Here is a 17,910-nt window from a genome sequence, read left to right as displayed (position 1 = left end):
TCATACCAATTGGTGAGCACAGTTGTTGTTCAAGCTATCAACCTGTGCTATAGTTCAGCCTACCCCTTCTTCCCGCCCTTGCTATCCTCCCGCCTCAAGCCCGGAACCGCGCCTTGGTCGAGCCCGTCGCCACATTAACCCCAGATTGTGAAATAAAACACAAAAAGTATTGACATTTGCCCCCCCCCCCCGTGCTATAATTATGGTAGCGCCGTTCACACATCATCGGTCTGCCCGCCCACCTCTTGCGCGAACCTGGCGCTGGCCGGGCTTCACCGGCTGTGACCTCGCTGGCCGGCGCGTTGCCAGTTTCCTCTTTGAGCGCGCAGGCATCTATCGGGGGCACCCGTCAGGTTGCCTTTGCCCCGGCGACCTCTGACACGCCCACCCTGATCGCTGTCCGTTTATTGTAGCCTCTTTTTCATCAGAGCCTGAGCCGCCCATTCGTACCCACAAGGAGGTGTACCCATGAAAGGGCAAATGCTAGGACTGTTCGTCGTCGCAACCATCTACCTGTTGATTGCCGCCGGCTGCGCAGCGCCCACGGCATCCACGCCCACACCAGCGCCGTCGACCGCCACGCCCTTGCCGCCCACTCCGACCGCCGTTCCGCCTGCGCTCACGCCGCTGCCGCCCACCCCCGCACCCGCAAGTGACCTGGAGAATCTGGCCATAGCCTTCCAGGATGCATTCAACAAGCGCAATCTGGACACCGCCCTGGCCCTCTTCAGGGACGAGGGGCTGATCTTCATGTGGGATGGCGAAAAGATAGACAATAAGGAGGACGTGCGCAGCCGACTGGAATACATGACCGGACGCGGCGTCAAGTTAACCGTCAGCGACTGCAAACCGAAAGGCAAGGCGCTCGTCTGCACCCTGGAGTGGCTTGACGAGTCCTGCGTTAAGGCCTGGTCCGGCCTGGATGTGTGGAGGTATGACCTCACGCTCGGTGCACTGGAGAATAAGATTCGGCTATTCAGTGCGATAAGGACTTCCGAGTCTGGCCAAGCCTGGGTGGCGTCCTACCGGAAGCTCATCAACTGGGCCGAAGCTAATCGGCCCGACGATTTGAAGCGAGTGTGGTCGCCAGCCGCCTATCCCCCATCTGGGAGGGCGCTGGGCGAGCTCGAGTCTGGGTTGTGCAAGGAGTACCTGGACAGCTTGAAGTAGGCATAGGGCACAAGCGAAAGCAGTTCTGAGTTGCATCTCGCGGACGAGCCGACGCCTGGCTCGTCCACTCAAGTGCGTCGGATGGTGAGATCCTCCGACGCACTGTGTTGTTCGCCACTGACGGCAGCAACAGCGTCTGTGCTCACCACAAACGGCTTGATCTGGGCAAGGTTCACCCGTTGGCTGACCTGGGCCAAATCATACTGCATCTGGATCTGCAGCCAGCTTTCCGGCGTGCGTCCAAAAGCCTTCGATGCGTTTTGCACTCTGCGCTTTGCCCTTCCCTCACGGCTGCGGCGCCGGCCCGCGCCCCGGCGGGATTGTCTCGCCGTCGGGAATGCTGCGCAGATAGTCGCAATCCACGATGCGCACGTCGTCCCATGCGTGCCCTTCGGCCTCGAAGGTGGGGATATCCACAATCCAACGCTTGCGGTCGTTCTCCAGGCGGTAGATGTGCGGGCTGTCCTGGCATTTCAAGAGGACATGAAGCGGCGCGCCCAACTCGAAGCTGGCCATGAATCCCGGCTCGACGATGCGCACCTGCTGCCAGCGGTAGCCATAGTGCTCGAACGCATCCAGGCTGCTGATCCAGTGGAACTGCTCATGGCGGAAAACGTAGATGGGTTCCTTGTCAGCCTCTTTGACCACCAGGCCGTCACGAATGACGAGCGCCGCGCTGCCTGGCAAGGCGCGCGCCAGGCTGGTGCCATGGCGATTGAACGGTAGGTTGATCAGCACGATGATCACAAGCAGGCCCAGGGCGAGGCGGCGTATCAGGTGGCTAGCGCCCGTGGCAACCACGGGAACAGGTTCGTCAAGCGTGACGTCCGGCGCTGCCTCTTCTTCGGGCGCTGGACTCGCGTCGCTGGCAGGGGGCAGCGGCGCAGGGGAAGTTGGCAGGACGGGTGAGGGTGGCGAGGCCGCAGGCATGGCCGACGTCGGGGCGGGCGTCCCTACGGCTTTGCGCGCCGCCAGGCGCGCGGCCACCTCGTCGGCCAGCAGCTCGAGCAGATCATCCGCACGCGGCCGGTCATTGGCGCTCATGGCTCACCTCACCGTGAAAAAGCCAAGCAGCTCGCCGATGCTGACGAAGATGTTGGCGTAAAAATTGCCGCCGAGCGGCCGCAGGAACTCGAATTTCATGCTGGGCGCGCCCACAAAGGGGCGCAGCGTCCACGCGGCCTGGCTGCCGACGAACGCGTAGACCAAGATCCATAGGCGCACCAGGTTGGCGCGTGCGCGTGCGCCGTCGGCCCGACCGCCGGAGATAGCACGCATCCCCTGCGAGAGGTAGCTGACCCCGACAAAGCCCGCGACGGTGAAGACGCCGACGTTGAGCAGCTTGAAGAACTGGTAGCTGCTGCTGGTAAGCAGGAAAAAGAGCACGATTGGCGCCAGGCTGAGCAGCACCACCGACGTGACGGTGATCGCGGTCAGCATCAGGGCAATGTTCTGGCTCAGGCTCTGGTTGGAGCCAAAGATCAGGTTGAAGAAGTAGAGGGCCGGCGCGCAAACCACCAGCGTGACCAGGAAGAGCAGCGGCAGCTTGAGGGCTGAACTAAGCACCTGCAGCACACTGTGCGTTGACCCCATCACGCCGCCGTACAACGCCAGGAAACCGGCGCTGAACAGAAGCATCGTGCGAATGGACGCCCGTAGATTGGCGCCGCGCCGAATCTCCGCAAAGACCGCCTGACGGTCCCGCAGAATCGTTTCGATCAAGGCCAAATTGTTCACCATGTCACCTCCGACGACCGGATTGTAGACCAGGTAATGTCCAAGTGCAAAGTGCCGAGTGGAGATTAGAGATTAGAGATCAGAGACCAGAGATCGGGTATGTGGAAAGCGGATGATGTGTGGATTAGTGCTTCAGGTCTCCAATTCCGAATCTCTGGTCTCCGGTCTCCAGTCTCCGTTCTGTGTTCCTCGTTCAGCATTCAGCATTCAGCATTCCTCATTTCTGATTTTGCCCTTCTAATGCTAGAATCTCCCCGCGGCCAACCCGGCTGCCTATGTCACGACATCGAGGGGAGAGTCATGCTGCGATTCCTGACCGCGGGCGAATCCCACGGCCCGTGCCTGACCGCGATTCTGGAAGGGATGCCCGCGGGCCTGCCGCTGACGCTGGAGACGATTGATCGCGACCTGGCCCGACGCCAGGTGGCCTACGGCGCGGGCGGCCGCATGAAAATCGAGAAGGACAGCGTCAGTGTCACCGCCGGCGTCGCGGCCGGCCAGACGACCGGCGCGCCCATTGCCCTGACCATCGCCAACCGCGACTACAAGAGCTGGCAGACCAAGCGCATCGCGCCGATGACCATTCCCCGTCCCGGCCACGCTGACCTGACCGGCGCCATCAAATACGGCTATCGCGACCTGCGCCTGGCGCTGGAACGGGCCAGCGCGCGCGAGACCGCCGCACGCGTGGCCGTTGGCGCGCTGTGCAAAGGTCTGCTGGCCGAATTTGGCATCACCATTGGTAGTTATGTCGTCATGATCGGCGGGGTCAGCGCCGGCGACCTGGGGCGCCTGTCGTATCCCGAACGCTTTGCGCTGGCCGAAGAGAACGACGTGCGCTGCCCGGATGTCGCCGCGGTGGAAGCGATGCACGCCAGAATCTGGGAGATCATGCAGGCCAAAGATACGGCGGGCGGCGTGTTCGAGGTGGCGGCGCTGGGCGTGCCGCCTGGCCTCGGCTCGCACGTGCATTGGGACCGGCGCCTGAGCGGCCGCCTGCTGGGCGCGTTGGCCAGCATCCACGCCATCAAGGGCGTTGAGATTGGCGAGGCCTTCGCCAACGCCGGTCGGGTCGGCACCGAAGTGCACGATGAGATTTTCCTGGGTGAGCAGGGCGCGCTGACGCGGCGCACCAACCGCGCCGGCGGCTTCGAGGGCGGCATCACCACGGGCCAACCCCTGGTCCTGCGCGCGGCCATGAAGCCCATCAGCACCACCCTCAACCCGCGGCGGTCGGTTGACCTGGCCCGCGGCCAGGAGGCGGTCACGGTCTATGAGCGTTCCGATTTCAGCGCCGTGCCGCGCGCAGCCGTCGTGGGTGAAGCGATGGTGGCCTTCGTCTTGGCCGACGCCCTGATCGAGAAGCTCGGCGGCGACAGCCTGGCCGAGATGCGCCCGCGCTTCGAGGCCCTGCGCCAATCGCGGCTGGCAGACCTGCCGATGGACAACGCGCCGTGGCAGTTCGATTATCCACTGGCAGAAGGATAGGCCAAACCATGACCCTTTCCACACGCAACATCGTGCTCACCGGCTTCATGGGCGCGGGCAAAAGCACCGTCGGGCGCTACGTGGCGGACCGCTTGCGGCGTCCCTTTGTGGATATGGATGCCCTGATCGAGGAACGCCAGGGCCAGACTGTCGCCGCCATCTTCGCCATCGAAGGGGAGACCACCTTCCGCCGCTATGAGAGCAACCTGGTGCACGAGCTGGCCGCACAAGAGGGGCTGGTCATCGCCACGGGCGGCGGCGCGCTGCTCAATGCGGCCCACCGCGAGGCGTTCCTGGCAACCAGCACGGTCGTCTGCCTGCAGGCCGATGTAGACGAGGTGCTGCGCCGCGTCGGCCGCAACGGCGTGCGGCCGCTGCTCAACGTGGAAAACCCGCGCCAGCATGTGGAGAGCCTCTTGATCCAGCGCGCCCCCGCGTACGGCGCCATTCCGCTGCAATTGGACACCCAGGGCCTGTCGGTCGCCGCGGTGGGTGATCGGGTCATTGCGTTGGCGCTGGGCCTGACCGACGGCGAATTTTATGCGCTGCCGGTGCATGCGCCCGGCGCTGACTACACGATCGTTATTGGCGACGGCGCCCTGGCGCATCTGGCCGGTTTGTTGAGCGGCCTGCGCATCGGCCCAACCGCGGCCCTCGTCACCAACGACACGCTGGCGCCGCTGCACGGCGCCGCGGTGATGCAGGCGCTGCAAGCGGCCGGCCTGGCGCCGGTGCTCTGCACCATACCCGATGGCGAACCATTCAAGACGTTGGACACCGTGCGCGATCTGTACGCACGCTTTGCACAAGCCCAACTGGAGCGCCAAAGCGCCGTCATCGCCCTCGGCGGCGGTGTGGTGGGCGACACGGCCGGCTTTGCCGCGGCCACCTATCTGCGCGGCCTGCCCTTCATTCAAATGCCGACCACCCTGCTCTCGATGGTGGATGCCAGCGTCGGCGGCAAGGTGGGGGTTGATCTGCCGGGCGTGGGCAAGAACCTGGTGGGCGCCTTCAAGCAGCCGCTGCTCGTGGCGGCGGACACGGCTTTGCTGGAGACTCTGCCGCCGGCCGAATTCCGCGCCGGCCTGGCGGAAGTGGTCAAACACGGCATCCTGGCCGCGCCAGACCTCTTCGCCGACCTGGAAGGCCGCGGCCCCCGTTCGCTGCCCCACCTGATTGCGGAGGCGGTGCGCGTCAAGGTCAACGTGGTGGAGGCTGATCCGTTCGAGCAGCACATCCGCGCGCACCTGAACCTGGGGCACACGTTCGGCCATGCGCTGGAGTTGGTTTCCAACTTCAGCATCCGCCACGGCGAGGCCGTGGCCATCGGCCTGGCGGCTGCCAGTCATCTGGGCGTGGCGCTGGGCTTGTGCGACAGCCAGGTGCGCGACCGCATCGTGCGCCTGCTGGAGCGCCTGGGGCTGCCGGTGGACATGCCGGACTCAATCAAGGCCACTGCGCAGGAGCTGCTGGCTGCCATGAGCAGCGACAAGAAGAAGAAGGACAACCGCCTGCGCTTCATCGTCCCGCGCCAGATTGGACAGGTGGAGATGGCCGACAACATCCCGACAGAGGCGGTCATCACGGCCTGGCGCGCCATTGGCGCAAAATAGAAAATTCGGAGACCGGAAACTCTAGTCCACACATCATCCGTATTCTCACGTACCTGATCTCTGATCTCTGGTCTGTACTCTACGTGCGCGCGTGCGCGGGCACGGTCAGCGCCTCGTTGAGTGGATCGTCGCGCTTGACCACGTAGGTGACGATGCCGCTGGCAAGCAGCTCCGCCAACACAGGCGTGCTGGGCACACTGGGGCCGAAACTGGCTGCGTCCACCACGACGGCCACGCTGTACACACCGCGCCGCTGCAGGTCGCGCAGCGCGGCCACCCAGGTTGGATCAGGCGATGAGGAGATCACGATCAACGTGGTGTGCCGCGATAGCGATTGCCCTTCGCCCGTCAGCACTTGACTGAAGGGAATGTTGCCCAACGGCTCGATGACCGCCAACGTCTCCAGGATTTTGGTCAGCTGCCGCTCGCCGCGGTCCGCCTGGATCACTTCGCGGTGACGACTATGCGCAATTAGGCCGACCGAGCGATTGCGCAGGATGAAATGGCGAGCCAGAGAGGCGGCCGCCGACACCACGTACTCCTCGGTGCTCGGCGCCAGCGCAATGCCATGCCGGCTCTCCTTCCACAGGACGGCCGGGCCTTCATCACGCTCCACCGGATGCCACGGCGCCTTGACATGCACGTTGCGATCCATATCCACGATCAACCAGAGATCGGCTGTAGGGTCGAGCTCGAACTCTTTGACCACCAGGCGTCCGGTGCGCGCCACCGATTTCCAATGAATGCGGTTGTAGCTATCGCCTGGCTCGTAGTCGCGCACCCCGGAGACATTCGTCGTCACATAGTGGGTGCGCCGGCGCATGGCGTCGCCGCCGGTCAAAATGCCGATGGGCGGATTGAAGGCCGGAATATCAACCGTGATCGGATAGACGACGATGGGCGACGTGGCCGGCAGGGTGCGGCTGAAGCGGAAGAGGCCCAGCGGATCGCCGCTGGTCAAGGTCAGCGGGCCAAGCATAAAACGACCGCGCTGCTGGCAGACCGTGCGCACAATCCAACGCTGGCGGCGCTTGCCGCCCAGAGAACTGACGACATGGCTGGCGTGGTGCGCGGGTAGGGTGGAAAAGTCGCGCACCTCCAGCCAGAGTTTGGGCAGCCGGCTCAGATTGCGCACCTCGAATTGTTCCTCGGCCATTTTGCCCACCTGGGCGCGGCGCGCGCGCGTGAAGCGCGCGACACGAACCCCGTTGACATTGGCATACGCCCAGAGTGCGCTCAGCACAATCGCGGCCGTAAGCAAATAGAAGATATTCCAGGCCAGCTCGCGCCCAGTGTTCAGCGCAAAGGCCAGGCTCAGCAGCCAGCCCAGCAGAATTGCCCAAAGACGGTGCATGATGAATTACATGTCCACAGCGGAAACGGTGATCATCAACGGGCTTTCACGCGGGTGCCAGGAATCGGCACCGAATCGAGCACCTCGCCCATGATGGCGCGGGCATCCACATTCTTGATGCGCGCCGACGGGCTGATGATGATTCGATGTGAAAGCGTGAAATCGGCCAGAGCCTTGATGTCATCAGGGATCACGAAATTGCGGCTTTCGATGGCCGCCCGTGCCCGTGCGGTCTTGTACAAGGCCAGGCTGCCGCGCGGGCTGGCGCCCAGGTAGACATCGGGATGTTTGCGCGTGGCATTGGTCAGAAGGACGATGTATTCCTTGATCAGATCGTCCATGTAGACTTCTTTGACCGTCTTCTGCGCCGCGATCAGCTCATCTGCGGTAATTACCTGCTCGATGTCTTCGATTGGATGATGGGTCTGCTGCGAATTGAGAATGGCGATCTCATCGGCCTGGCTCGGATAGCCGAGGCTGATGCGCATCATGAAACGGTCCACCTGCGCTTCCGGCAGTGGAAAGGTGCCCTCATATTCGATGGGGTTCTGGGTCGCCAATACCAGGAAGGGGCGCTGCAGCAAATGGGTGATGCCATCCACCGTCACCTGGCGCTCCTCCATCGCTTCCAGCAGGGCCGCCTGGGTCTTCGGCGTCGCGCGGTTGATTTCGTCCGCCAGGACAATCTGGGCCATGATGGGGCCGGGGCGGAACTCAAACTCGCGGTCGCGCTGGTTGAAGACTGAGACGCCGGTCACATCGCTGGGCAGCATGTCCGGCGTGAATTGAATACGCTTGAAGCTGCAACCGATTGAACGCGCCATGGCGCGGGCCAGCATCGTCTTGCCAACGCCTGGCACATCCTCAATCAATAAGTGACCTTCACAAAGCAGCGCAATCAAGGTGCTCTTGACCTCGGCGCGCTTACCGATGATCACTTTTTCAACATTGGCCACCATGCGCTCAGCCAGGGATTCGACTGGGTTCATACTTCTCCTCTGCTTACACAACGCTTAGAATCGTGGCATTATAGCAGGTGTTCCCAGATTTGCCAGTAGGGTTATACCATTCTGACCTTCTTAATGAATTCTTAATGTTTGCTTTTTCCATTTTCGTTTTACCCTGTGCTATAATCCTGTTGTGCCGACCATACTCATTCAAGACATCCAGGTCAATTACCAGGCCATTGGTCGAGGACCGCTGGTGTTGTGTCTGCACGGCTGGGCCAGTTCACTGCGTATGTGGCAGCGCATCAGCAAGCAGTTGGCCTCACACTACCGGGTCATCAGCCTGGATTTGCCAGGCTTCGGCGACTCCAGTCTGCCCGGCCCCGGCTTCGATTTTGCCGCCGAGAACTACGCCGCCGTGGTCAGCGCGTTTCTTGCGCAGACAGCCAGCGCCCCGGCGGTCACGCTGGGTCATTCGATGGGTGGTCTGATTGCTATCCATCTCGCGCGGCGTCACCCCGACCAGGTCAACGGCCTGGTGCTCTCGAATCCGGTGATTACGGGCAACATTGGGCCTGGTCTCAGCGCGTTTCTGCGGTCACGCATGGGGCAGCGCATCCTGCAGCTTTCACAACATTCGCGCCTGCTTGCGCCCCTGGGTCAGCGCGCATTTCTGGCCGATCCGCGCTTTTTCCGCGGCCCTGCGGCGCAGCGTACCATCACGGACCTCGCCCGCTCCGCGCCGGAAGCGCTGTCCGGCTGCCTGCGGTCTATCTTAGAAAGCGACGTCAGCGGCTGCTTAGCAGAACTCGATATGCCGGCCCTGGTCATCACGGGCGCGCATGATCGCACCATTCCGGTGGCGGATGCGCGCCTGGCTGCGCAGCGTATTCCTGGCGCGCACCTGGCTATCGTGCCGCGAGCGAGCCACTTGCCGATGGATGAACAGCCCGTGCTGTTCGATCGCCTGGTCGAAGGCTATCTCACGCGCTATGTCCCGCGCCCAAAGTCGAGCGCGGCCGCCTGAATTTCTCAATGTACGGACACCGAGCCATTTATGAGTGATCGAATCCTTGTCGTTGAAGACGAACCCAAAATAGCCAACCTGCTGCGCCGCGGCCTCCTCTACGAAGGCTACACGGTAGATGTGGTCGGCGACGGTGAAAGCGGCTTGCAGCTGGCGCGTGACACTCCGCCTGACCTGGTCATCCTGGACGTCATGCTGCCGGGTATTGACGGGCTGGAGGTCTGCCGGCGCTTGCGCGCGGCGAGCGATGTGCCGATTGTGATGCTGACAGCCAAGGACTCCATTCCTGATCGGGTGGCCGGGCTGGACAGCGGCGCGGATGGGTATATCTCCAAGCCTTTCAGCTTCGAAGAACTGCTCGCGCGTATCCGCGCGCTGCTGCGCCGCATGCGTGTCAACACCACCGCACGCGAGGAAATCCGCTTTGGCGACCTCTCGCTCAACTACGCCACGCGTGAAGTGCAGCGCGGCAGCCGTCGCCTGGATTTGACCGCAAAAGAGTTCGATGTTCTGCAGTTGTTCATGCAGCATCCACGCCAGGTGCTGACCCGCGATATCATCTACGAGCGCATCTGGGATTATGATTTCGGCGGCGAATCGAACATCATCGAGGTCTACATTCGTTATCTGCGCACCAAGTTGGAAGCCAACGGTGAGCCGCGTTTATTGCAGACGGTTCGCGGAGTCGGGTATGTCCTGCGCGAAGAGTAGCAGTCTCATGAAAGCATCCGCCAGTGCAGGCCAATTCCTACGCGGCGAGGCTTAATCATTATGTCTATCCGTTTGCGCCTGATGGTTTGGTACAGCGCCTTCTTGGGCGCGATGCTCTTCCTGTTCAGCCTCGGGCTCTACTCATTCCTGACCAACGCCCTGCTGGCTGATGTCAGCGACACGTTGAAGAGTCAGGGTGAGCGGGCCGCGGCCGTCATCGAACAGGAGCTTGACCCAATGGCGGCGCTCAGTCGCGACAATACCTCCCTGACTCCGCGGGTTGTGTTTGCCTCGCAAGTTTATGCGCAGGTGTTGACCCCGAACGGCGCCATCTACCAACGCTCGTCCAACTTGAAAGATGTGGACCAGATTCTGCCCATCAGCCAGGAGATGTTAGACCAAAATCTGCAAGGACGCAGCGGCTACTACACCCTCCATCAGCAAGGGAAGCCGATTCACATCTACTCCATGCCCATCCATCGCCCCGACGGAAAGATCGTAGGGGTGCTGCAGATCGGCCAGTCGCTGGTGGATGTGCAGACCACACTCGACCGGGTGCGCACGGCGCTTTACCTGGTCAGTATCCTGGGCGTCTTTGCCACCACGATAGGCGGCGGCATGCTTTCCCGCTCCGCGCTGCGACCCATCAACGAGATTACTGCGACTGCCCGCCGCATCGGTCGCACCGAACATCTGGCCGAACGCATCGCCATTCCGAACACCGGCGACGAAGTCAGCCGCCTGGCTGAAACCTTCAACGAGATGCTCGCGCGCCTCGATCAACTCTTTCAAACACAACAAAGGCTGGTAGGCGATGTGTCGCACGAGCTGCGCACGCCGCTGACCACCATTCAGGGCAACCTGGACCTGCTGAAGCGGGGCGCGATTGATGACCCGGAACTCCGTCAGGAAGCCCTGAGCGAAATCGAAACCGAAACCAAGCGCATGACTCGCATGGTGGGCGATCTCCTGCTGTTGGCGCAGGCCGATGCGGGCCATGCCTTGCACCGCGTGCCGGTGGAGCTGGATACCCTGCTGCTGGACGTGTTTCGGCAAGGCCTGGTCATGGCGCAGGGAAAGGTGGAGCTGCGCCTGGTGCACGAAGATCAGGCCCAGATCATGGGCGATGTGGATCGCCTGCGCCAGTTGTTGCTCAACCTGGTGGACAACGCCATCAAATACACGCCGGCCGGCGGCAAGGTGACGCTGGGCCTCTACCGTGAGCCGGGCCACGTGCGGATCGAAGTCGCGGACAATGGCCCCGGCATTGCGGACAAAGACCTGCCGCACATCTTCGAGCGCTTCTATCGAGCCGACCGCGCGCGCTCACGCCAGCTGGGGGGCAGCGGCCTGGGCCTATCCATTGTCCAATGGGTGGCGCAGGCGCACGACGGCGAGATTCAGGTGCAAAGCGAGGTGGGCGTCGGCAGCACCTTTACGCTGCGCTTACCGTTGGAAGACAAACTTCCGAAGTCGTGAAGGCTCCGGAAGCATCCATCATGAAGGAGAGGCAATGAGCGAAGAGGACATCGAGATCAAGATCGGCGGCCTTCTGAGCAAGTTGGGGCTCACGCTCGCGCTCGCGGAATCGTGCACCGGCGGGCAGATCGGCAATCGGCTGACCGATGTGGCCGGTAGTTCCGCCTACTTTTTGGGCAGCGCGGTGACCTATGCCTATTCCGCCAAGGAGCATGTGTTAGGCGTAGATCACAATACGCTGCTGAGCAAAGGCGCAGTCAGCGCCGAGGTTGCGCGACAAATGGCGCACGGTGCACGCCGCGTCTTTGGCGCCGACATCGCAGTCTCCGTCACGGGCATCGCCGGGCCAGGCGGAGGCACGCCGGACAAGCCGGTCGGTCTGGCGCACCTTCATCTTTCGGCTCCCGACGCCGAATGGGCCGAGCGACATGTGTGGCAGGAGGATCGCGTGGGCAACAAGCGCTTGTCCGCGAATGCTGCCTTGGCGCTGATTCTACGCTATCTGGAACAGCAGGTGCAGGAGGCAGGGGAGAAACAGCAAATGGCAGCAGGTAAAACTGGCAGCCGCGCAGGCGGCGAAGAGAGCCGTCAGCCGGGCGCAGCAGTTAGCCCATCCATGGCCTGGACGGCCGTTGCCGTGGACGCCTGGCGCACACCCGATGGACAAGTCCATCCGCGCGCCTTTGCCTGGCGAGGCGAGATGCACGTGGTGACGGCCGTTGGCCGCCGTTGGGTTGAGACGACAGAGGACGCCCCGTGGCACTGCGTCCTGGTGCAAACCGCCTTGGGCGATACGTTCGAGCTGCGCTATCAGCCCAACAGCGACCGTTGGATGGTCTCTGGAACCTGGCTGCGGCCGCGTCTCGCTTGATGCACCGCGCCCATCACCCCCGTCGCGCTAGGCGCGATTGAAATCTTTTCATTTAGATAGTCCTGTGGTATAATCGCGACAATTGTCACAAGGCTTACAGGTTGGTTTGCTACAATGTGGTGGAGCCAATGCCTTGTCAATCCCACTCCGTTAACCTGGTGAGGACGCCTATGAATTTAGAAACCTATGCGTTTGTCGGAATCCTCTCAGCCGTCGGTATTGGCTTCCCTATTGTTGGTTTGCTTGTAGCTTGGCTCCTGCGCCCCAAGAAACCAAATCCAATCAAGAAATCTACCTATGAGTGCGGCGTCGAAACAATGGGTGATACGTGGGTTCAGTTCAAAGCCCAGTACTACCTGTTTGCCCTGATTTTTGTCATCTTCGACATCGAAGCCGTCTTCCTCTTCCCATGGGCCGTAGCGTACGGACGGCTTGACCTGTGGGCGCTGCTTGAGGTAGTGATCTTCATTGTGATTCTAGTGGGCGGCTTGGCCTACGCCTGGCGTAAGAATGCGTTGGAGTGGCAATAATGGACATTATTCTTGATCCGTCTCGCCTCGGTGAATGGCTGGAAGGTGTCCTGGTTGGCTGGGGGCTGCCGCAAGGTCTGGCTGTCTTCATCAACCTGGCGATTGGCGCCACCGTCATCCTGATCTTTGCACTGACCCTGGTCTTGGGCTTGATCTGGCTGGAACGCAAGGTGGCAGGTCGCATCCAAGACCGCCTCGGCCCGAACCGCGCTGGCCCCTACGGACTGCTGCAAACCATCGCCGATGCCATGAAGCTGCTGACCAAAGAGGACATCACGCCCAGCGCCGCCGACAAGGTGACGTTCAACATCGCGCCGATCCTGGCCGTGTTCGCCGTAATCATGCTGTTTGGCGCCATTCCCCTTGCGCCCCGTTTTGTTGGCGCAGACATGAACATCGGCGCGCTCTACATCGTGGCCCTCGGCTCCATCGCCATCATGTCGGTTCTGATGGCCGGATGGGGATCAAACAACAAATATGCGCTGCTGGGTGGATTCCGCGTCGTGGCGCAGTTGTTGAGCTACGAAGTGCCGATGATCCTCGCCATTCTGAGCGTGGTCATTGTGGCGGGCACCATGTCCATGAACGGTATCGCCCTGGTGCAGGGTGGGATGGCCGGCTTCGGTTGGTACGTCTTCATCATGCCCTTGTCATTCATGCTCTACTTCGTTTCTGCCCTCGCCGAGGGCGAACGCACGCCTTTCGACCTGCTTGAAGCCGAGTCAGAAATCGTCTCCGGCTACAACGTCGAGTACAGCGGCATGAAGTTCGCCTGGTTCTACCTGGCGTTTTTCTTGAACACCTTCATCCTCAGTTCCATTGCCACCACTCTCTTCCTGGGAGGATGGCAAGGCCCCTTTGTGGAACAGGTGCCGCTGCTGGGGATTGTTTATTTCGGCATCAAGGTCGTCTTTGTGATGTATCTCAACATGTGGGTGCGCGCCACCTTCCCACGCCTGCGGATTGATCAGATGATGAATCTCGCCTGGAAGGTGATGGTGCCCCTGGGCCTGGTGGCCGTCTTCACCGTCGCGCTGGCCATCAAGCTGCCTGGCGGCCCCATCGTTCAAGCCATTGTCATGGTCGTCTTGCAGCTGATTGGCCTGGTCGCAGGTCTAGGCGTGGTTGGGCGCTCGCTGCGGCTGGCCGCGCAGGGTGGTTCTACCCGCGTTCCGGCATTTTCGGATACCATCGCTCCCCGGGCGGTGCGCGTCTGACATGACACCGGGACTGGGTCGCCGCATGTTGCCAGTCCCGGTTTTAGTTTGTTTTCGGAGGAGTCTCTATGCCCACTCTCCCCTTTCCATTGCCAACGGTTGAGCAAGCCGTTTTTCTTGGCATTGCAGCTTTCATTATCGCGGCGGCCTTGCTCACTGTCCTGCTGCGCAACCTGTTTCATGCATCACTCTGCCTGACCGCCGCTTTTTTTGGCGTCGCCGGCGTCTACATCCTATTGCAGGCTGAATTCCTGGCCGTCACCCAGGTGCTCGTCTACATCGGCGCCATTGCCACGCTGATCGTCTTCGCCATCATGTTGAGTCGCGGCATCACGAGCCAGGCTGGACGCCTCAATGCGCAGTGGTCGGCTGTCGCCGTAGGCGCCGTCTTTCTTTTCATCTTTCTAACCTCCATCCTGCGCGGCATTACATGGCCCACGACGACCGAAGCCGTACCCACTGACGCCATTGCCCGCCTCGGCGCGGATTTCGTTGGCAGCTACCTGGTGCCTTTTGAAGTGGTTTCGGTCCTGCTGCTGGTCGCGCTCATCGGTTCGATCATGATCGCCCGCGAACGGGCCTAGGCGAGAAAGCGAGAGATTCTCATGATCCCACTTTCCTGGTATCTCACCCTGGCAGCCGCTCTCTTTGTCATCGGCCTCTTTGGCGCCCTGGCCCGCCGTAATGCAGTCGGTGTGCTGATGGGCGTTGAGTTGATCCTCAACGCCGTCAATATCAACCTCATCGCCTTCTGGCGCTATGGCAACCCGATGCAGCTGACCGGCCAGCTCTTTTCGATTTTTGTCATCGCGGTCGCCGCGGCTGAGGCTGCCGTCGGCCTGGCGTTGATCATTGCCATCTATCGCATCCGAGGCACCGTAAACCTCGACGAACTCGATACGCTCAAAGGCTAAAGCAACCTGTCCATCAGACAGACGCTGGCGTCCGGCATCCCCCAAACGGCGACAATCATCATGGCACGTACACAGAATAAACGTCCAACCCAACCCCTGACCGCCGCTGACCTTGAACAAGGGTACCAGCGAGCCGTCGAATACCTGAGCAAAGGCGGTTATGGCAACGCTGGCAAGCTGTTCCGCCAGATTGAGGCCGCGCACCCCGGTTACCAAGATGCCGCTGCCCTCATTCGCATCTGCGACGAAGGCAAACGGGCGCAAAACTTCGTCCAGTGGACCGCGGCCAGCTTCACTATCGTCGTCTTCTGTATTCTATGGTTCGTTTGGCGTCAGACCGATTTTTGGACCCTGGTCATCTGCGGCATTGCCTTGATTATCTCGATTGGCCTGGCGCAGCAGATCTATGCCCGCTTCCTGGCTCCCCGGCCGGAACAGAATCAATGATGAGCTCTCGTTTTATGTCAATTCATAGTAAACGAATGCGTTTGGACTTGACCGTCGCCAATCCCCGGCCAACCCCCGCCTCAACTAACGGAAGTCGAGGTTACTCATGCTCAATCTCTCGTGGCTGATTCCCGTCTTTCCGCTTCTGGCATTTGCCATCATTGTCCTGGTCACCAACCAGGATGAGACGCGCTCGACAGCCAGCCTGAAGAAGCTCAGTTCCACCATCGCCATCGGCGCCATGGCGGTAGCCTGGATCTTCTCGCTCATCGTCGTCGTCATTCCGACGCTGGCAAACTACCTGGAGTTTTCTGAGACGCCGGGCCAGTTCCCGCTGCTAGAAATCCCAACCGGCCAGGCCAGTTTCCGCTACTTCGGCGTAGCCGTGGATCCGCTGACAGCCGCCATGCTTTTCATGGTGCCTTTTGTCTGTCTCATGATTTTCATCTATGCCCGTGGGTACATGACCTGGCCGCATCATCTGGACCCCAACCAGGCTTACACGACGCAAAACGCTGACTCCAAAGAGCTGGATCCGCGTTACAGCCGCTTCTTTGCCTATATCTCGCTCTTTGCCGCCGGTATGTTAGGCCTGGTGGTTGCCAATAATCTCTTCATGCTCTTCGTCTTTTGGGAGTTGATGGGGTTATGTTCCTATCTATTGATCTCGTTCTGGTTCGAAAAGAAGTATTGGAACCCCAACCAGATCACGCCCAAAGGCGCTGGCCTCAAGGCATTCCTCACGACGCGTATCGGCGACACCATCATGTTCAGCGGCATGGCCTTGCTCTTTGTCCATGCAGGTACGCTCAACTTCGATGAGATCTTCCGCACGCCCGTCATCACACACCTGGCTGAAACCATGGTGCCGGGCCTGGGCATCTCCTGGGCTGCCCTCACGGCCTTCCTCATCTTCTGGGGCGCCATGGGCAAAAGCTCACAGTTCCCGCTGCATGTCTGGCTGCCAGACGCGATGGAAGGCCCGACGCCTGTCAGCGCCTTGATCCATGCGGCCACGATGGTGTCGGCCGGCGTCTATCTCATCATCCGCATGTTCCCGCTGTTCCACGCTGCGGCCGAAGGCGCGCCCTGGGTGCTCAATTTCGTCGCCGCGATTGGCGCCTTCACCGCCATCTTTGCCGCCACCATTGCCGTAGCCCAAAACGACGTCAAAAAGGTGCTGGCCTACTCAACCATCAGCCAGCTCGGCTACATGTTTGCCGCGCTGGGCATTGGCGCGTATGTCGCGGCGACTTTTCACCTGCTGACGCATGCCTTCTTCAAGGCTCTCCTCTTCCTCGGCTCCGGCGCCGTGATTCACTCGGTTGAACACGGTGAGCATCACGTTCACGAGGCGCACGGCGGGCATGACAGTCACGCGCCGGCGCACGACAGCCACGCGGCCGATGACCACGGCCACGACACGCACGCGGACGGCCCACCCTTCGACCCGCAGGACATGCTCAACATGGGCGGCTTGTGGAAACGCATCCCACGCGTCGGCTGGACTTTCCTGATCGGCGGCCTGGCCTTGAGCGGTTTCCCCATCATCACCGCCGGCTTCTGGAGCAAGGATGAGATCCTGGCCAATGCCTTTGAACTGAACTCCCTGGTCTTCTGGACGCTGGCGCTCTCGGCCTTGCTGACCGCCTTCTACACGGGCCGTCAAATCTGCTTGACCTTCTTCGGTCAGCCGCGCAGCGAAGCGGCCGCACACGCCAGCCTGCCCACCAAGCTCGACAAAACCGGCCTGCGCATGAACGACCTGATGACCTGGCCGCTCATGCTGCTCGCCGTTTTCGCCGTGGTCGGTGGTTGGGTCGGCATCCCGGAGAAGTTCCCCGTCCTCGGCGCCCTGCTGCACAACCCGTTCGAGCACGTCATCGGCAGCCTGGAAGAAGCGCTGACGCACGCCCTTCACGTGCCGGAGTTCAACACCTTCCCGCTCATGATTTCGATCATCGCTGCGCTCGGCGGCCTGACCCTGGCCTGGTTGGTGTACGGCGTGCGCCCCCTCAAGGCCGGCGAGGTTGATCCAGTCAAACGCGTGCTTGGGCCGATCTGGACGGTGCTCAACCGTAAGTATTACATAGACGAGCTGTACATGGGAACCGTGGTCGCCTTCACCCGTTGGCTGGCCGAGATGGCTTTCCGCTTTGACAATCGCTGGATCATTGATCCCATCGTCAACGGCGTTGGTCGCCTGGGACGTCTGCTGTCTGATGGCCTGCGCGCCTTCTTCGACGAGCCGATCATTGACGGCATCGTGAACGGCGTCGGCGCATTGACCGATGGCTTCGGGCGCATTGCCCGCAAATTGCAGACGGGCCAAGGCCAAAACTATCTGTTGTTCGCCGTGATGACCATCATGCTGTTACTGGGCTTTTATCTGTACGCCTGAGCGT

The 17,910-nt window shown here is 61.4% G+C and carries 18 protein-coding genes; 13 read left to right on the top strand and 5 right to left on the bottom strand.

Annotated elements, in window-relative coordinates; genetic code table 11:
- Nucleotides 1-468 precede the first annotated feature (468 nt).
- A complete protein-coding gene (locus tag ACPQ6D_RS18940) occupies nt 469-1,170 on the top strand; it encodes a Cif family virulence factor (protein WP_423225913.1) in 702 nt (233 codons plus the stop codon).
- A gap of 68 nt (nt 1,171-1,238) precedes the next feature.
- Here ACPQ6D_RS18940 and ACPQ6D_RS18935 read toward each other — a convergent pair whose 3' ends face one another.
- Genes ACPQ6D_RS18935 through ACPQ6D_RS18925 form a run of 3 tightly spaced genes read right to left on the bottom strand, consistent with a single transcriptional unit; the run spans nt 1,239 to nt 2,910 of the window.
- On the bottom strand, nt 1,239-1,436 hold the full coding sequence (locus ACPQ6D_RS18935) for a hypothetical protein (protein WP_423225912.1): 198 nt from the start codon (nt 1,434-1,436) through the stop codon (nt 1,239-1,241).
- A 19-nt stretch (nt 1,437-1,455) separates the two neighbouring features.
- Nucleotides 1,456-2,214 (bottom strand): hypothetical protein, encoded by a 759-nt coding sequence (locus ACPQ6D_RS18930; protein WP_423225911.1) that lies wholly within the window; start codon nt 2,212-2,214, stop codon nt 1,456-1,458.
- 3 nt (nt 2,215-2,217) lie between these two features.
- A complete protein-coding gene (locus tag ACPQ6D_RS18925) occupies nt 2,218-2,910 on the bottom strand; it encodes an actin-binding WH2 domain-containing protein (RefSeq protein WP_423225910.1) in 693 nt (230 codons plus the stop codon).
- Between the two features lie 297 nt (nt 2,911-3,207).
- On the opposite strand from ACPQ6D_RS18925, the gene aroC reads away from it, so the two are divergent.
- Both aroC and aroB read left to right on the top strand, forming a co-directional pair.
- Complete coding sequence (gene aroC / locus ACPQ6D_RS18920) at nt 3,208-4,395, top strand: chorismate synthase (RefSeq protein WP_423225909.1); 1,188 nt, start codon at nt 3,208-3,210, stop codon at nt 4,393-4,395.
- Between the two features lie 8 nt (nt 4,396-4,403).
- Nucleotides 4,404-6,008 carry a 3-dehydroquinate synthase gene (gene aroB, locus ACPQ6D_RS18915; RefSeq protein WP_423225908.1) on the top strand — a complete coding sequence of 535 codons (1,605 nt, stop codon included), beginning with the start codon at nt 4,404-4,406 and terminating at the stop codon, nt 6,006-6,008.
- A 79-nt stretch (nt 6,009-6,087) separates the two neighbouring features.
- Here the strand turns inward: aroB and ACPQ6D_RS18910 are convergent, their stop codons facing one another.
- Together ACPQ6D_RS18910 and ACPQ6D_RS18905 are read right to left on the bottom strand one after the other, a co-directional pair.
- Nucleotides 6,088-7,362: a DUF58 domain-containing protein gene (locus ACPQ6D_RS18910; protein WP_423225907.1), complete on the bottom strand. Its 1,275-nt coding sequence runs from the start codon at nt 7,360-7,362 to the stop codon at nt 6,088-6,090.
- Nucleotides 7,363-7,397: 35 nt separating this feature from the next.
- Complete coding sequence (locus tag ACPQ6D_RS18905) at nt 7,398-8,351, bottom strand: AAA family ATPase (RefSeq protein ID WP_423225906.1); 954 nt, start codon at nt 8,349-8,351, stop codon at nt 7,398-7,400.
- Between the two features lie 151 nt (nt 8,352-8,502).
- On the opposite strand from ACPQ6D_RS18905, the gene ACPQ6D_RS18900 reads away from it, so the two are divergent.
- The 10 genes from ACPQ6D_RS18900 (at nt 8,503) to ACPQ6D_RS18855 (ending at nt 17,906) form a co-directional block, all read left to right on the top strand.
- Nucleotides 8,503-9,336: an alpha/beta fold hydrolase gene (locus ACPQ6D_RS18900; protein WP_423225905.1), complete on the top strand. Its 834-nt coding sequence runs from the start codon at nt 8,503-8,505 to the stop codon at nt 9,334-9,336.
- A gap of 30 nt (nt 9,337-9,366) precedes the next feature.
- Nucleotides 9,367-10,047: a response regulator transcription factor gene (locus ACPQ6D_RS18895; RefSeq protein ID WP_423225904.1), complete on the top strand. Its 681-nt coding sequence runs from the start codon at nt 9,367-9,369 to the stop codon at nt 10,045-10,047.
- A gap of 60 nt (nt 10,048-10,107) precedes the next feature.
- Nucleotides 10,108-11,526: a sensor histidine kinase gene (locus tag ACPQ6D_RS18890; RefSeq protein ID WP_423225903.1), complete on the top strand. Its 1,419-nt coding sequence runs from the start codon at nt 10,108-10,110 to the stop codon at nt 11,524-11,526.
- 34 nt (nt 11,527-11,560) lie between these two features.
- Nucleotides 11,561-12,397, top strand: a complete 837-nt coding sequence (locus tag ACPQ6D_RS18885) for a nicotinamide-nucleotide amidohydrolase family protein (protein WP_423225902.1) — start codon at nt 11,561-11,563, stop codon at nt 12,395-12,397.
- A gap of 170 nt (nt 12,398-12,567) precedes the next feature.
- On the top strand, nt 12,568-12,927 hold the full coding sequence (locus ACPQ6D_RS18880) for an NADH-quinone oxidoreductase subunit A (RefSeq protein ID WP_423225901.1): 360 nt from the start codon (nt 12,568-12,570) through the stop codon (nt 12,925-12,927).
- The gene (nuoH, locus tag ACPQ6D_RS18875) at nt 12,927-14,144 is read left to right on the top strand and encodes an NADH-quinone oxidoreductase subunit NuoH (protein ID WP_423225900.1); all 1,218 of its coding nucleotides are present in this window, start codon (nt 12,927-12,929) and stop codon (nt 14,142-14,144) included. The genes ACPQ6D_RS18880 and nuoH overlap by 1 nt, the downstream gene beginning before the upstream one ends.
- Nucleotides 14,145-14,212: 68 nt before the next feature.
- Nucleotides 14,213-14,728, top strand: coding sequence for an NADH-quinone oxidoreductase subunit J family protein (locus ACPQ6D_RS18870; protein ID WP_423225899.1), 516 nt, complete (start codon nt 14,213-14,215; stop codon nt 14,726-14,728).
- A 21-nt stretch (nt 14,729-14,749) separates the two neighbouring features.
- Nucleotides 14,750-15,058, top strand: coding sequence for an NADH-quinone oxidoreductase subunit NuoK (nuoK, locus tag ACPQ6D_RS18865; protein WP_423225898.1), 309 nt, complete (start codon nt 14,750-14,752; stop codon nt 15,056-15,058).
- Nucleotides 15,059-15,118: 60 nt separating this feature from the next.
- The gene (locus tag ACPQ6D_RS18860; protein ID WP_423225897.1) at nt 15,119-15,505 is read left to right on the top strand and encodes a hypothetical protein; all 387 of its coding nucleotides are present in this window, start codon (nt 15,119-15,121) and stop codon (nt 15,503-15,505) included.
- Nucleotides 15,506-15,611: 106 nt separating this feature from the next.
- Nucleotides 15,612-17,906, top strand: a complete 2,295-nt coding sequence (locus ACPQ6D_RS18855) for an NADH-quinone oxidoreductase subunit 5 family protein (protein ID WP_423225896.1) — start codon at nt 15,612-15,614, stop codon at nt 17,904-17,906.
- Nucleotides 17,907-17,910 lie beyond the last annotated feature (4 nt).

The organism is Candidatus Amarolinea aalborgensis, assembly GCF_900491745.1.
Taxonomy (GTDB): Bacteria; Chloroflexota; Anaerolineae; order SSC4; family Amarolineaceae; genus Amarolinea; species Amarolinea aalborgensis.
The sequence above is the reverse complement of the archived record's forward strand: the minus strand, read 5'-3'. Positions and strand labels throughout refer to the sequence as shown.

What these genes read in the sequence shown, in the direction of transcription:
- ACPQ6D_RS18940 (WP_423225913.1), top strand. Translation starts at nt 469, where the DNA reads ATGAAAGGGCAAATGCTAGGACTGTTCGTCGTCGCAACCATCTACCTG.
- ACPQ6D_RS18930 (WP_423225911.1), bottom strand. Translation starts at nt 2,214, where the DNA reads ATGAGCGCCAATGACCGGCCGCGTGCGGATGATCTGCTCGAGCTGCTG.
- ACPQ6D_RS18925 (WP_423225910.1), bottom strand. Translation starts at nt 2,910, where the DNA reads ATGGTGAACAATTTGGCCTTGATCGAAACGATTCTGCGGGACCGTCAG.
- aroC (WP_423225909.1), top strand. Translation starts at nt 3,208, where the DNA reads ATGCTGCGATTCCTGACCGCGGGCGAATCCCACGGCCCGTGCCTGACC.
- aroB (WP_423225908.1), top strand. Translation starts at nt 4,404, where the DNA reads ATGACCCTTTCCACACGCAACATCGTGCTCACCGGCTTCATGGGCGCG.
- ACPQ6D_RS18910 (WP_423225907.1), bottom strand. Translation starts at nt 7,362, where the DNA reads ATGCACCGTCTTTGGGCAATTCTGCTGGGCTGGCTGCTGAGCCTGGCC.
- ACPQ6D_RS18905 (WP_423225906.1), bottom strand. Translation starts at nt 8,351, where the DNA reads ATGAACCCAGTCGAATCCCTGGCTGAGCGCATGGTGGCCAATGTTGAA.
- ACPQ6D_RS18895 (WP_423225904.1), top strand. Translation starts at nt 9,367, where the DNA reads ATGAGTGATCGAATCCTTGTCGTTGAAGACGAACCCAAAATAGCCAAC.
- ACPQ6D_RS18890 (WP_423225903.1), top strand. Translation starts at nt 10,108, where the DNA reads ATGTCTATCCGTTTGCGCCTGATGGTTTGGTACAGCGCCTTCTTGGGC.
- ACPQ6D_RS18885 (WP_423225902.1), top strand. Translation starts at nt 11,561, where the DNA reads ATGAGCGAAGAGGACATCGAGATCAAGATCGGCGGCCTTCTGAGCAAG.
- ACPQ6D_RS18880 (WP_423225901.1), top strand. Translation starts at nt 12,568, where the DNA reads ATGAATTTAGAAACCTATGCGTTTGTCGGAATCCTCTCAGCCGTCGGT.
- nuoH (WP_423225900.1), top strand. Translation starts at nt 12,927, where the DNA reads ATGGACATTATTCTTGATCCGTCTCGCCTCGGTGAATGGCTGGAAGGT.
- ACPQ6D_RS18870 (WP_423225899.1), top strand. Translation starts at nt 14,213, where the DNA reads ATGCCCACTCTCCCCTTTCCATTGCCAACGGTTGAGCAAGCCGTTTTT.
- nuoK (WP_423225898.1), top strand. Translation starts at nt 14,750, where the DNA reads ATGATCCCACTTTCCTGGTATCTCACCCTGGCAGCCGCTCTCTTTGTC.
- ACPQ6D_RS18860 (WP_423225897.1), top strand. Translation starts at nt 15,119, where the DNA reads ATGGCACGTACACAGAATAAACGTCCAACCCAACCCCTGACCGCCGCT.
- ACPQ6D_RS18855 (WP_423225896.1), top strand. Translation starts at nt 15,612, where the DNA reads ATGCTCAATCTCTCGTGGCTGATTCCCGTCTTTCCGCTTCTGGCATTT.